At 28.7% G+C, this 13,767-nt stretch carries 18 protein-coding genes and 1 riboswitch; of the genes, 14 read left to right on the forward strand and 4 right to left on the reverse strand.

What is annotated here, in order from left to right; genetic code table 11:
* From Q1J48_RS05980 to Q1J48_RS05995, 4 genes are all read right to left on the reverse strand, one after another.
* Positions 1–808 (reverse strand): endonuclease/exonuclease/phosphatase family protein (locus Q1J48_RS05980; RefSeq protein ID WP_300361969.1); only part of this gene is annotated, 808 nt, incomplete at its 3' end.
* A gap of 16 nt (positions 809–824) precedes the next feature.
* Positions 825–1,400 (reverse strand): D-sedoheptulose 7-phosphate isomerase, encoded by a 576-nt coding sequence (gene gmhA, locus Q1J48_RS05985; RefSeq protein ID WP_300328154.1) that lies wholly within the window; start codon positions 1,398–1,400, stop codon positions 825–827.
* 10 nt (positions 1,401–1,410) lie between these two features.
* A complete protein-coding gene (locus Q1J48_RS05990) occupies positions 1,411–2,283 on the reverse strand; it encodes a LysR family transcriptional regulator (protein ID WP_300328157.1) in 873 nt (290 codons plus the stop codon).
* Positions 2,284–2,481: 198 nt separating this feature from the next.
* Positions 2,482–3,114 (reverse strand): hypothetical protein, encoded by a 633-nt coding sequence (locus Q1J48_RS05995; protein ID WP_300361971.1) that lies wholly within the window; start codon positions 3,112–3,114, stop codon positions 2,482–2,484.
* A 160-nt stretch (positions 3,115–3,274) separates the two neighbouring features.
* On the opposite strand from Q1J48_RS05995, the gene Q1J48_RS06000 reads away from it, so the two are divergent.
* The 14 genes from Q1J48_RS06000 to Q1J48_RS06065 all read left to right on the forward strand — a co-directional run.
* The gene (locus Q1J48_RS06000; protein WP_300328163.1) at positions 3,275–4,045 is read left to right on the forward strand and encodes a phosphatase; all 771 of its coding nucleotides are present in this window, start codon (positions 3,275–3,277) and stop codon (positions 4,043–4,045) included.
* 80 nt (positions 4,046–4,125) lie between these two features.
* Positions 4,126–5,079 (forward strand): DUF561 domain-containing protein, encoded by a 954-nt coding sequence (locus tag Q1J48_RS06005; RefSeq protein WP_300361973.1) that lies wholly within the window; start codon positions 4,126–4,128, stop codon positions 5,077–5,079.
* Positions 5,080–5,180: 101 nt separating this feature from the next.
* The gene (locus Q1J48_RS06010) at positions 5,181–6,146 is read left to right on the forward strand and encodes a KpsF/GutQ family sugar-phosphate isomerase (protein ID WP_300328168.1); all 966 of its coding nucleotides are present in this window, start codon (positions 5,181–5,183) and stop codon (positions 6,144–6,146) included.
* A 156-nt stretch (positions 6,147–6,302) separates the two neighbouring features.
* On the forward strand, positions 6,303–6,518 hold the full coding sequence (locus Q1J48_RS06015; protein WP_300328171.1) for a DUF1858 domain-containing protein: 216 nt from the start codon (positions 6,303–6,305) through the stop codon (positions 6,516–6,518).
* Positions 6,519–6,634: 116 nt separating this feature from the next.
* Positions 6,635–6,732, forward strand: a riboswitch (purine riboswitch).
* A gap of 59 nt (positions 6,733–6,791) precedes the next feature.
* Positions 6,792–8,105, forward strand: a complete 1,314-nt coding sequence (locus Q1J48_RS06020; RefSeq protein ID WP_300328174.1) for an NCS2 family permease — start codon at positions 6,792–6,794, stop codon at positions 8,103–8,105.
* Between the two features lie 106 nt (positions 8,106–8,211).
* The gene (locus tag Q1J48_RS06025; protein WP_300328177.1) at positions 8,212–9,162 is read left to right on the forward strand and encodes an AEC family transporter; all 951 of its coding nucleotides are present in this window, start codon (positions 8,212–8,214) and stop codon (positions 9,160–9,162) included.
* Positions 9,163–9,178: 16 nt separating this feature from the next.
* Positions 9,179–9,325 carry a hypothetical protein gene (locus Q1J48_RS06030; RefSeq protein ID WP_300328180.1) on the forward strand — a complete coding sequence of 49 codons (147 nt, stop codon included), beginning with the start codon at positions 9,179–9,181 and terminating at the stop codon, positions 9,323–9,325.
* A gap of 10 nt (positions 9,326–9,335) precedes the next feature.
* Entirely contained in the window at positions 9,336–9,617 is a 282-nt protein-coding gene (locus Q1J48_RS06035; RefSeq protein WP_300328183.1) for a hypothetical protein, read from the forward strand.
* A gap of 144 nt (positions 9,618–9,761) precedes the next feature.
* Positions 9,762–10,112, forward strand: a complete 351-nt coding sequence (locus tag Q1J48_RS06040) for a CidA/LrgA family protein (protein ID WP_300345049.1) — start codon at positions 9,762–9,764, stop codon at positions 10,110–10,112.
* Positions 10,112–10,807 carry an LrgB family protein gene (locus tag Q1J48_RS06045; protein WP_300361976.1) on the forward strand — a complete coding sequence of 232 codons (696 nt, stop codon included), beginning with the start codon at positions 10,112–10,114 and terminating at the stop codon, positions 10,805–10,807. The genes Q1J48_RS06040 and Q1J48_RS06045 overlap by 1 nt, the downstream gene beginning before the upstream one ends.
* A gap of 12 nt (positions 10,808–10,819) precedes the next feature.
* Positions 10,820–11,437, forward strand: a complete 618-nt coding sequence (locus tag Q1J48_RS06050) for a histidine phosphatase family protein (protein ID WP_300361979.1) — start codon at positions 10,820–10,822, stop codon at positions 11,435–11,437.
* A 10-nt stretch (positions 11,438–11,447) separates the two neighbouring features.
* Positions 11,448–12,284, forward strand: coding sequence for a diaminopimelate epimerase (gene dapF / locus Q1J48_RS06055; RefSeq protein ID WP_300361982.1), 837 nt, complete (start codon positions 11,448–11,450; stop codon positions 12,282–12,284).
* A gap of 118 nt (positions 12,285–12,402) precedes the next feature.
* Positions 12,403–13,275: an alpha/beta hydrolase gene (locus Q1J48_RS06060; RefSeq protein WP_300361984.1), complete on the forward strand. Its 873-nt coding sequence runs from the start codon at positions 12,403–12,405 to the stop codon at positions 13,273–13,275.
* Between the two features lie 74 nt (positions 13,276–13,349).
* On the forward strand, positions 13,350–13,767 hold a 418-nt coding region (locus Q1J48_RS06065; RefSeq protein WP_498040971.1), incomplete at its 3' end, for an 8-oxoguanine DNA glycosylase.

The following is a 13,767-nucleotide window of genomic DNA, read 5'->3' on the forward strand; positions in this document are numbered from 1 at the left end:
AAACATCAACTTTGATAAATATAGGAAGATGATCAGATACCTCTTCTCTAGATTTTTTATAATTTCCATTAGTAAAATCTAAAGCACCACTTTGTCCTAAAAATTCAGAAGTATATTTTGAAATAAAAATATTATCATATTGATTAGCAAGTCCCTTTGAACCGATAGTAGTTTTTAAGTTGGGAGAGATACAGTAACTTATACTGTCTTTGTGAGATAGAAGATTTTTAAATCCATTATCTCTAACTGAAAGATTAAAATCTCCACCAATTATAATATCATTTTCTTTTTTATCTAAATTTTGGAAATAATCATATACTTTAGGAAGAGCCATAGCCTCAGCAACTCTTAAACTTTTTTTATCTCCATAAATAGAATGTAAAAGAACAAATGTAAAATCCATATTTCCTATTTTGAAATCAGCTCCATAAGGTTCTCTTATAAAATCATTATTTTTATCTTTAAAATATCCACGAGATTTTAAAAATTGAACCTTATTAGTTTTAAAAACAAAAGCGTAGTATTCCTTATATTTTTTTGTTCCAACAGGATAAGAACTGATATGGTAGTCCCAATCAACTCCTGTTGTTTTTTCAAGAGAATCAACTACTTTTTGTACTCCATTTTCAGAAAATACTTCAATTAAACCAACAATATCAAAAGGAGCTAAAACTTCTCCAACTTTTTGATAATCTTTTTTATTGGCACCCAATCTTAAGATATTAAATGAAGATATATATCCGGTATTCTCTACAGCAAAAGATATAAGATTAAAGAGCATAAAAAAACTTAATATTAATTTTTTCATAAAAACATCTCCAGAATTAATAATTTTCAGGGAACATAATTCTTTCAACACCTTCGATGATTATATGAAGAATCATCATATGTATCTCTTGAACTCTGTCAGAAGTTTCTCCAGGAATAATAAATTCAAAGTCACAAACTCCTTTTAGTTTTCCCCCATCTTTTCCAAGTAATCCAACAGTTTTCATACCTAAAGATTTAGCAACTTCAACTGCTTTTATTACATTTGGAGAGTTTCCACTAGTAGATATTCCTATAAAAATATCTCCCTCTTTTCCAAAAGCCTCGACACCTTTTGAAAAAATATAATCAAAACCATAGTCATTTCCAACACAAGTGATATGAGAAGACTCAGATATAGCAATAGCTGGTAAAGCTCTTCTCTCTTTTCTAAATCTTCCAGTAAATTCCTCTGCAAAGTGTAAAGCATCACAGTTGCTTCCACCATTTCCACAGATTAAAACTTTATTTCCTAAAGAAAAAGCTTTAGCTAATTCTTCAGCAACCCTCTCAGTTGTTTTTTCCCTTTCTTCTTTTATTATAAAATCTTTTAATAGATTAAATTCAGTTTTGTAAGAGTCTATAAGATTCATACGACCTCCTTTATTTTAGTAATTTATAATTAGATATAAAGTTTAAGAATTTTATAATAGGAACTAAAGTATTTTTATCTTTTGTAACAATTACTTGATATCCATCTTTAACTTCTGTAATCTCTTCGATAACTTTAAATTCACCATTTTTAATTTCTTTGTCAATAGCATACAATGGCAAGATAACATTTGCAAGCTTATTTTTTACCATTCCTTTTATTATTTGTAAACTACCTTGAACGGTGATTCTGTTATCAAAATTAATTTGATATTTTTCTTCAAGGAAGTTAATAGCTTTTAAGTTGTTAGGAACATTGTTTCTACTGATTAAAGGATGGTCAGCAACATTGGTAATATTTATATTTTCACTGCTAGTTACCAAATAATAAGGAACTTTTTCAACAGTGATAATATCAAGGTTAGTATCAACGATATGTTCTTCATCAACTAAAGCTATATCTATTCCACCCTCTTTTAAAGTTTTTAATAGAGTTGGTTTATCAGAGATTTGTATCTCATACTCAATCTCAGGATATTCTTCACTAAACTCTTTCATTAATTTTGGAAGTAGTGGATCTCCTATAATTGAAGTAGAACCAATTATAATTTTAGCCTTTCCAAGTTTAATGATTCTATTGATTTCTTTTTCCGCCCTTTGAACTTTATTAAAAATATCTTCAGCCATTCTAAATAAAGCCTCACCAGTATAAGTTAGTCTTATTTTTTTAGAACTTCTATCAAATAATTTTGCATTTAAAAGCTCTTCAAACTTTTTAATTTGAATAGAAACTGCAGACTGATTAATGTACAATTTTGTAGCTGCCTTTGTAAAACTTTTTTCTTTAGCAACTTCATAAAATATTTTTAGATAATGTAAATCCATTTTTCCCCCTAATATATTGAAAACTATATATTAAATTTTCTCTTACAATATATTCTATCATATAAATTATATATTTCATATATATTTTTTTTAAAATTTAAGATTTTTTATAGAATATTGTTTTATTTAGATTAATTTTGATAAAAAACTTGTTATAAAATAAAAAGAGCAATCAATTTTGATCGCTCTTAAAATTGATTATTTATTTAAACAAAGCTCTTTAAATTTAGGGAGAGTCAAGCACCAATCACAGAATGCTCCCCAGTCTTCCTTAAGTTTATGATGTCTTCTTTGGTTGTATATAGTTTTTAATTGAAGATAATTTGTAGTAACTCTCATTGTTTGTTCAAGACCTAATGGAGCATTTGATATTATTTTCATAAATACTTCGTATTTTGTATAAGTTTTATCGTTTATAGTTTTTGTTTCTTCCCCCTCTTCAAAAGAGTTATAAATATCAACCCATTTTTGAAGATTTTCTATAACAATATCATCAACATATTTATTACAAGTTTCTTTTAAATTCATTTTAGTTATTCTATGCATTTTTGAAGTTGAACTTACAATGTCAGCAAAGTGGTATCTTTGAAATTGAGGAGTCCAATAATTAGGATAAGTAATATCAAATTGAACTGTAATTCCTTTTAGGAAACAATCGTGTCCACTAGCAGGTATTGCATTTCCAAGTCTTTCAATTCTTTTTATATCTCTTTCAGAAAGTTCACAAATATCATCGTCATAAACAGGAATATTTCCACTAAGCATAGGATAACCACTGGCTTTTGCACTTTCTTCTAATCCATACACCCTCACATTAAATATATTTAACATTAAATTTATACCTCCAAAATATTTTTATACTATTATATCACTGTATCAATAAAAAAGTAAAATTATTTTAATTATAAAATTTAAGAAGAAAGAAAAAATATGATATAATGTAGTAGAAAATAAAATTTTAATAAGGAGGGTGTAGCAATACACAAAAATTATGGATTATAAAATAGATTTACATGTACATAGTAATACAAATCCACATGCTTTTAGTACCATAGAAGAAAATGTAACCTATGCTGCTGAAAGAGGGATGAAAGTGATAGCAATTACAAATCACGGACCAGCATTACTAGATACTCCTCACTGGTGGCAACTTTTAAATATAAGAATACTTCCAAAAGTAATAAAAGGGGTAAGAGTTTTAAAAGGTGTAGAAACAAATATAGTTGGAGAAAATGGAGAATTTGATATAAACCAAACTATATATCAAAATCTTGATATTATTCTTTGTGGTTTCCACGGAACAAAAGAATATCACAAATATCAGCCAATAGAAAAAAATACAAGGGCTGCAGTAAATATGATAAAAACTCAAAAAATAGATATTTTGGTTCATCCAGGAAATAAAGAGTTTCCTATTGATTTTGAAGCTGTTGTAAAAGCTGCTAAAGAAAATAATGTAGCTTTAGAAATAAATAATAGCTCTTTAGGTGGAACAAGAGCTGGATCATATGAAAGATGTAGTGAGATAGCAAGACTTGCAAAACAATACGGTTGCTATATAACAGTAAACACAGACTCTCACTATTGCCGTTTAATTGGACATACTGATTTAGCTAGAAAAATAGTTGAAGAGGTTGGATATCCTGAAGAATTAATAATAAATAGTTCAGAAGAAAGACTTGAAAAGTTTTTAGAAATGAGAAGAGGACTTAGACCAAAGGAGATAAAAGATACATATATAGATGATAACTTTAAATATTAAGGTGAAATCTTGAAGATTTTTATAAAAAATGATATAATCTTTTATAAAAATTTTTTATGAAGAAAATCATAGGAGGTTAAATGAAAAACAATAGAGTTTGTCAATTATTAGGGATAAAATATCCTATATTCCAAGGAGCGATGGCATGGATAGCTGACGGAAATTTAGCGGGAAGCGTATCTAAAGCTGGGGGATTAGGAATAATCGCTGGTGGAGGTATGCCAGTAGAAATCCTTCGTCAAGAAATAAAAAAAGCTAAAGAAATAACAGAAAATCCATTTGGTGTAAATTTAATGTTAATGATGCCAAATATAGAAGAGCAAATAGATGTATGTATAGAAGAGGGAGTAAAAGTAGTAACTACTGGAGCTGGAAACCCTGGAGTATATATGGAAAAATTAAAAGGAGCAGGGATAAAAGTTATACCAGTTGTTTCTTCAGTAGCTTTAGCTAAAAGAATGGAAAAAATAGGTGCAGATGCAGTGGTAGCTGAAGGATTAGAGGCTGGAGGACATATAGGAGAAATTACAACAATGGCTCTTACTCCACAAATAGCTGAAGCTGTTTCTATTCCAGTAATCTTAGCTGGAGGAATTGGTGGAGGAAAACAATTCTTAGCAGCTTTTGCTTTAGGAGCAGAGGGAGTTCAAGTTGGAACTAAATTTATAGTGGCAGATGAATGTACAGTTCATGAAAATTATAAAGATGCTATAATAAAAGCTAAAGACAGATCAACAGTGGCAACTGGAAGTTATACAGGACACCCTGTAAGAGTAATAGAAAATAAACTTGCAAAAGAGTTATTAGAAATGGAAAAACATGGAGCAAGTGTTGAAGAGTTAGAAGCTAAAGGAACAGGAAAATTAAGACTTGCAGCTGTTGACGGAGATGTAAAAGAGGGAAGTGTTATGGCTGGACAAGTTGCTGCAATGGTAACTAAGAGAGAAACTGCCCTAGAAATTATAGAGGGACTTATGAAAGATTTAGAGGTTGAAAGAGAAAGACTTTCTAAATATTTTGAAGATGTAAAATAAAAATTTGAACTATCTTTATTATTTTTTAATAAAGATAGTTTTTTTTATAATAATAAAGTGATATAATGTGTCTAATAAGATTTTTTAAAGGAGACAATAAAATGAATACAGTTGAAATGGCAAGAAAATTATTTGACTCAGAAATAGAAGAATTAATAAAAGTTAGGGATAAGATTAATGATAGTATAGAAAATATAGTTGAATTAATATTAAACTCAAAGGGAAAAGTAGTTATAACAGGAATTGGAAAATCTGGGCTTATTGGGAAAAAAATAGCTGCTACTTTAGCTTCAACAGGAACTCATGCAATTTTTATGAATTCTGCTGAAGGATTACACGGAGATTTGGGAATGATCTGTGAAGGAGATGTAGTTATTGCAATTTCAAATAGTGGAAATAGTGAAGAGGTTTTATCATTGATACCTTCTATAAAAAAAATAGGAGCAACTCTTATAGCTATGACTGGAAATGAAAAATCTCCTTTAGGAAGAGAGGCTAAATATATATTAAATATTGGAATTGAAAAAGAGGGATGCCCATTGAATTTAGCACCAATGTCATCTTCGACTTCAACTCTTGTAATGGGAGATGCTTTAGCAGCAATATTAATAGAAAAAAGAAACTTTAAGCCAGAAAATTTTGCAGTTTACCACCCAGGAGGAACTTTAGGAAGAAGACTTCTTATGAAGGTGAGAGATGTTATGCATAAGGGAGAAAGTTTACCTTTAGTAGAAGATAAGGCTTCAGTTGATGAACTTATACTAAAAATGACTAAGAAAAGACTTGGAGCAGTTTGTGTAATGAATGATAAAAATAGAATGGTAGGAATTATTACAGAGGGAGATTTAAGAAGAGCTTTGGCTAAGAAAGAAGAGTTTTTTAAATTAAAAGCTGAAGATATAATGACAAAAAATTTCACTTATGCTAAAGAAGATATAATGGCGATAGAGGCTCTTGATATAATGGAAAATAGAGAAAGTCAAATTTCAGTTCTTCCAGTTATGAAAGATGATGAGTTAGTTGGAATAGTAAGAGTACACGATTTATTAAATGTAGTTGGTAGATAGTTTGAATAAAAAATAATTTTGATTTAAAAATAAAAATAGAGTAAAATATTTTTGCCGACAAAAATATACGGACTCTTATTTTATTGACAAAGAATAAAAAATTTAGTATAATATTCTAGAAATAGACAAATTAAAAATTAAGGAGTGATTATAATTATGGTAACAAGAGATAGTAATATATTAGAAGTTGCAAGAAAATATCCAGTAGTAGGAATGGTATTTAGAAAATATGGTTTAGGATGTATTGGTTGTATGGTAGCAGCTGGAGAAACTTTAGGAGAAGGAATTGAATCTCACGGTTTAAATGCTGATATCGTAATAGATGAAATAAACAGATTAATAGCTGAAGAAGAAGCTAACCAAGCAAAATAATAATTAACTTATAAAAGTTTAGGTCACGGTAATTCGTGACCTTTTTATTTTGGGGAAAAACTTAATTTCTTTGCTTGACAAAAAAATCAAAATATATTATCATATGATGTAAAATTTTTTAGAAGTTTTTTAGCAACTGTATAAGCCTATAATATGGTTAGGCGTTTCTACATACAACCGTAAATTGTATACTATGGCCTGCAAATAATTTTTTATCAATTGGGCCTGATTTTCAGGCCTTTTATATTTTTAAATTTTATTAGGAGGAAAATTATGGAAAAGTTTTTCAAATTAAAAGAGAAGAACACAACTGTAAAACAAGAGATCATTGCAGGGATCACAACTTTCTTAACTATGGCGTACATAGTTTTTGTTAACCCATCTATTTTATCAGCAACTAAAATGGATGCAGGAGCATTAATAACTGCTACTTGTCTTTCAGCAGTAATAGGAACAGGACTTACAGGTCTTTGGGTTAATGCACCATTTGCTATGGCACCAGGAATGGGACTTAATGCATTTTTTGCTTTTACTTTAGTTAAAGGAATGGGAGCAACTTGGGAAGAGGCTTTAGGGGTAGTTTTCTTATCAGGTGTGGTATTTGTTATTTTAACAATTACAGGAGTTAGAAAAGCTCTTATTATGGCAATTCCTATTGAATTAAGACTTGCTACTGGAGCAGGAATAGGATTATTTATAGCATTTTTAGGAATGCAGTCTATGGGATTAATAGTTGACAATCCAGCTACTTTAGTTGGACTTGGAACAATTACAAAACCTGTGGCTATTTCTTTAATAGGTCTTATAGTTATGGCTTTTCTTGAAGTTAGAAAAACAAAAGGTGGAATTCTTTTAGGTATAGTAATAACAACTATATTAGGTATTTTTATGGGAGAGATAGAAATGCCAAAAGCTATCGTTTCTATGCCACCAAGTATTGCACCAATTGCATTTAAACTAGATATATTAGGAGCTTTAAAACCAGCTTTATTAGGTTCAATATTATCATTCTTATTTGTTGATTTATTTGACTCTTTAGGAACTATCTTAGCTTGTGCTAACGAAGCAGGTCTTATAGACAAAGATGGTAAAGTTGATAAAATAGACAAGATATTAGAAGTTGACGCAGCTTCTACAATGATAGGATCTTTAATAGGAACATCAACTGTTACAACTTTCGTTGAATCAGCATCAGGAATAGCAGCTGGAGGAAGAACAGGATTAACTTCATTAACAACAGCTTTCTGTTTCTTATTAGCTTTATTCTTCTCACCAATAATAGGTTCTGTACCAGTTTATGCAACAGCACCAGCACTTGTTATAGTTGGAGTTTATATGTTTAAAAATCTTTTAGATATCAACTTAAGAGATTTAGAAACTGCAATTCCTTGTTTCTTAACAATAGCTATGATGCCTTTAACTTACAGTATCTCTTTAGGATTAGCATTTGGATTTGTATCATATGTTTTAATCAAAATATTTGTAGGAAAAGCAAGACAAGTTAATATAATTTTATGGATAGTTGCTATATTCTCTTTCTTAGAAATTACAGGACTAATGAAAACAGTTATAGCTAATTTATTCTAGCATAAATTAAAAAAATATTATATAATATATAGTGTAGATTTCTCGGTATAGAAAGCTACACTATATTTTTTTATAAAAAGGAGGAGGTAAAAAATACCTGGTAAATATGCTTGAAAATCTTTTAGTTTCATTAAATGTTGTTTTTCCTATCTTTGTTATGCTCACGATAGGAGTTTATGTAAGAAGAAAAAATCTGGTAACAGATCAATCTCTATCTGTTATGAATAAATTAGTTTTTAGGATATTTATGAGTTCCTTACTTTTTATAAATATCTCTAATATGGATATAAAATCAGTTTTAGATATAAAAAATTTAAAACTTATGGGTGTTATTTGGGGATGTTTATTTATAATAACAATACTTTCTTATTTTTTATTTGAAAAAACAATGCAAGATAGAAATAAGATACCAGTAATGATACAAGGGGCATATAGAGCAAATTTAGCTTTATTTGGAATTCCGATGGCGATGTCTTTGTATGGAGATAAGGGACTGGGAGTTATGTCTTTGGTAAGTGCAGGAGCAATTCCACTGACAAATATGATGGCTGTAAGTTTATTGGAAGGTTATGCAACTAAGACGGTAAATTTTAAAAAAGTTTTTATTTCAATATTAAAAAATCCTTTGATAATTTGTAGTACATTGGCATTAGTAGTGGTTTTTTTAGATATAAGAATACCAAAACTTATAAAAAATCCAATAGTGAGTTTGGGGCAGGTAGCTACTCCGCTATCTTTTGTAGTTTTGGGTGCAACTTTAAAATTTGATAGTTTAGTTAAAAATTTAAAACTAAGTATGGTAGCAAATGTAATAAAATTAGTAATACTGCCAATGATAGCTATAACTATTGGAATCAAATTGGGATTTAAGAACGAATATCTATTGGGAATATTAGGGGCAACTGGAGCACCAGGAGCAGTTTCATCTTTCATTATGGTTAAGGAGATAGGAGGAGACGAAAATTTAGCAGCAGAGTTAGTTGTTTCATCAACTCTTTTATCAATACTAACTTTATTTGTATGGATATTTATGTTAAAAACTTTTGGTTATTTATAAAAAGCAAGGAAAAGGTATGAGAGATATAGAAAAAACAGATGAAGAGATAGAGTTACAAATGGAAAAAGCTATTGATAAAATTCCGTGGGAAATAAAAAAAATAAAGATTATATTAAGTATAGTAAAAACAATTAGAAAAATAAAAGGATTTTTTAAAATTTAATGGAGGAAATATGGAGAAAAAAGTAGAAAAAATAGTAAGAAAAATAGATGAAGAATTTAAAAAAAGAGGGTTTGAAATAACTGAAGATTTAGAAGAGTTAGTAGAAACTACTGAAAGTGTAGCTAAGGCATTAGAAAATACAAATTTTAATAATATAGAGATATTCCAAGTTGACGAAGAAAATGCAATTGGATTTACTTTAGCTGAAATGCAAATAAATTTCTTTATCGAATATGGTGAAGATGAAGAAGGTCCTTGGTATGAGGCATCAGCAGAAATAATAAATTTCTAAAACAGTATCAATAAAAAACAAAAAAGACTTTGATAATATAGTTATCAAGGTCTTTTTCTATTATAAAAATATTATTTGACTTGAAAAAAGTAAAATAATATAATGTATAAAGTGTTTTAAATTAAAAAAAGGGGGAGATTAACCTTGTTTATTCAGCTTTTAATTTTATTATCAATCAATTTTTTAGGAATATTGATTCAAAAAACTTTTAATTTACCTTTGCCTGGAACAATAATAGGTATGTTAATTTTATTTATATTACTTTATAAAAAGATTCTTACAGAGAAGACTATTGGAAATGTTTGTGACTTTTTTATAAAAATAATGGTTCTTTTATTTTTACCACCAATTGTTGATTTGATTGAAAATTTTGATCTTTTAAGAGTGGGATTTTTAAAGATAATTTTTCTTTTGGTTGTAACCACAGCTATAACTATGGTGGTTACAGGAAAAACAGTGGAGTATCTAATAAGAATGAAAGAGGGTAAAAGATAATGAGTATAGAAATATTAAACAATCCACTTTTTGGATTAATACTTACAATTTTAAGTTTTAACATAGGATTATTTATTTTTGAAAAATCTAAAAAGTTTTCATTATTAAATCCTTTGTTGATAGGTGGAATAATAGTAATAATTATAATGGAAATTTTTAATATACCTCTTAATTACTATCAAAAAGGTGGGGTTATGCTATCATTCTTTTTAGCTCCAGCCACAATAGCTTTGGCCTTACCTTTATACAGACAAATTGATAAATTGAAAGAACATTTTTTTCCAATTATTATAGGAGCTTTAGTAGGGGCTGTAACAGCTATTGTATCAATAATATTTATAGGAAAAGCATTGGGAATTGATACAGTTCTTTTAAAATCATTTATGCCAAAATCAATTACAACACCTCTTGGGATAGAATTAAGTAACCTTTTAGGTGGAATACCAGCTATAACAATTTTTGCTATAATTATTACTGGTATTACAGGAAATGCAATAGCTCCATTTATCTGCAAAACTTTTAAGATAAAACATCCCGTAGCAAAAGGATTGGGAATTGGAATATCAAGTCATGCAGTAGGAACTGCAAAGGCTATTGAAATGGGAGAGATTGAAGGGGCTATGAGTGCATTATCAATAGTAATTGCTGGGATAATTACATTTATAGTAGCACCATTATTATTATTTTTAATTTAAAAAGGAGTATAAATGAAAATATATTTTGTACGTCATGGTGAAACTGAGTGGAATGTAAAAAAAATATTTCAAGGGATAAAGGATTCACCTTTAACAGAGAAGGGGCAATCACAGGCTAGAAAGTTAAAAGAAAAATTAAATGAAATAGATTTTGATTATTTTTATTCATCTTCCCTGGGAAGAGCTGTTCAAACTTTAAAAATTTTAACTGAGGATAGAAAAAATATTATTCTTAAAGAGATAAAAGATTTTAGAGAGATAAATATGGGAGAGATGGAAGGGGTACCTAGAGAGGAATTTGAAAGAAGATACCCCGTTCAATTTAATAATCTTTGGCACAATGGAAAAGATTATGATCCAAGTGAATTTAAGGGGGAAAATTTTCAAGAAGTTCTTGATAGAGTAAAACAAGGATTGAAATTTTTAACTGAAAACCATAAATATGAGGATAATATCCTTGTAGTTTCTCACGGAATTGCTTTGGAGGCTATTTTTGCATCTATTAATAAAGAGGGCGTTGAAACTTTTTCAGAGAGAAAAGTTCCAGAGAACACAAGTGTAACAACAGTTGAATATAGAGATGGAGAGTTTAAAATCTTAGATTTTTCAAATACTTCTCATTTAAATTAAGGAGGGAAATATGAAGTTTACAAAAATGCAGGGGGCTGGAAATGATTTTTTATTAATAGATGGATTTAAAAATGATCTTAATGAGATTGTTCCAAGAATAAAAAATCTATGTGATAGAAAATATGGTGTAGGTGGAGATGGAATAATGGTGGCTCTACCAAGTGAAACTTGTGATGTGAAGATGTTTTATTACAACAGTGATGGATCTCAAAGTGAGATGTGTGGAAATGGACTAAGATGTTTTTCAAAATTTGTTTTTGAAAAAGGGATAGTAAATAAAGAAAATCTAAAGATTGAAACTTTAGCTGGAGTTCAATTAGCAGATCTTACAACAGAAGATGGAAAGGTAAAACAAGTTGAAATAGAAATAGGAAATCCTATTTTTTCTCCAAAAGAGATTCCAGTTGATATGGACGGAGAAGATGTTTTTAATAAAGAATTAGAAGTATTTGGGGAAAAAGTAAAGTTTTCAACAATATTTTTAGGTGTACCTCACACAGTTATTTTTATGAATAGTGAAAATCAATATGATATAAATAAATTTGGAAGAGAGATAGAAAAACATAAATTATTTCCAAAGAAAACAAATGTAAACTTTATATTTGTAGAGGATAGAAAAACTATAAAAATCTTTACTTGGGAAAGAGGAGCAGGAAGAACATTAGCTTGTGGTACAGGATCTTGTTCAGCTGGGCTAGTTTCTTATAAGCTTGGATATACAGATAAAGAAGCTAAAATCATAACAGAGGGTGGAGATTTATATATCAAAGTTCTAGAAAATGGAGTAAGACTTCGTGGTGGAGCAGAGATAACTTTTGAAGGTGAAGTTGATTTAGCAAAATATTAAAAATAAAAATGAGAGGTGAAAAGCCTCTCTATTTTTTTGAAAAAAATAAAAAAAATAATAGCAATTTTAGAAAAAAATCAGTCTATATAATGGACATAAATGAAAATTAGGAGGAAAAATGGAATTACTTCATAGATATACTAAAGATGGATTAAATCTTTTAGGTTGTCATTGGAGAGGAAAAGAAAATGGAACTTGTATAGTCTTTACTCATGGGATGTTTGATAATATAATAGAAAATAATTTTGTAGAAATTTGTGGAGAAAACCTTTCTAAAAAAGGTTATGGATTTATTTTTGGACACAATAGAGGTTACGGAGTTATAAATAGTATAATTGTTAAAGATAGAGAAACAGGAAGATACAGTGGAAAGATAATAGGATCTACCTATGAAAAATTTGGTGAGAGTATATATGATGTGGATCTTTGGATAGAAACTGCCAAAGAGCTTGGATATTCAAAAATAATTTTAGCCTCTCATAGTTTTGGTTGGTTAAAAAATCTATATTATATTTCAAAAAAAGGTTTGGAAAATATTTCAGGTTTAATAATGATATCTCCCCCAGATACTGCTGGACTTATAGGGAGATGGGAAGAATCAAAAGCTATGTTTTTAGAAGCTAAGACAAATATAGAAGAGGGGCATTCTAAAAAAATAATGGAATATAAAATGTTGGATATTTTTCCAATAAGTTCAAGAACTTTTTATTCATATAGAAAGGGTGGAATATTGGATATATTTCCATTGGTTGAAAGTCCAGAAAATTTTGGAATTTTTAGTAAAATAGATAAACCAATTTTTGTAGCTTTAGCAGAAAAAGATAATATAATAGTAGAAACTCCAGAAAAAGATTTAGAAAAATTAAAAAAATATGCTAAAAGCACAGAGGACTTTCAAGGGGAAGTTATTTTAGGAACTACTCATAGATATATAAGAAAAGAGGAAGAACTTTCTGAAAAAATATGTAAATGGGTGGAAGAAAGATTTTAAAATTAAATAAAATATAGTTGAAAAGGAGGGAGTATTGATAGATATTTTTATATATTTATCATACAAGAATATTTATGAAAAATGAATATTTTTATAAGGTGGAAAAAGTATATTTAGAAATAAAGGATGATATTGCAAAAAGACTTAATGAATATAAAGAGATTTGGGATAAGGGAACAAATGAAGATATTCATGCAGAATTATCCTTTTGTATATTAACACCTCAATCAAAGGCTCGTAATGCTTGGAAAGCTATAACAAATATGAGAGAAGATGGAGTGTTATTCACTGGAGATGCTGAAACTTTAACAGAATATTTAAACATAGTAAGATTTAAAAATAATAAGGCAAAGTATCTAGTTGAGCTTAGAAATCAGATGACTGACAAGGATGGAAAGATTATAACAAAAGATTTCTTTGAAAAAATGCCAACTGTACAAGAGAGAAGAAATTGGATAGTAGAAAATATAAAAGGTATGTCTTGGAAAGAGG

It is taken from the genome of Fusobacterium sp. (assembly GCF_029258315.1).
Classification (GTDB): Bacteria; Fusobacteriota; Fusobacteriia; order Fusobacteriales; family Fusobacteriaceae; genus Fusobacterium_B.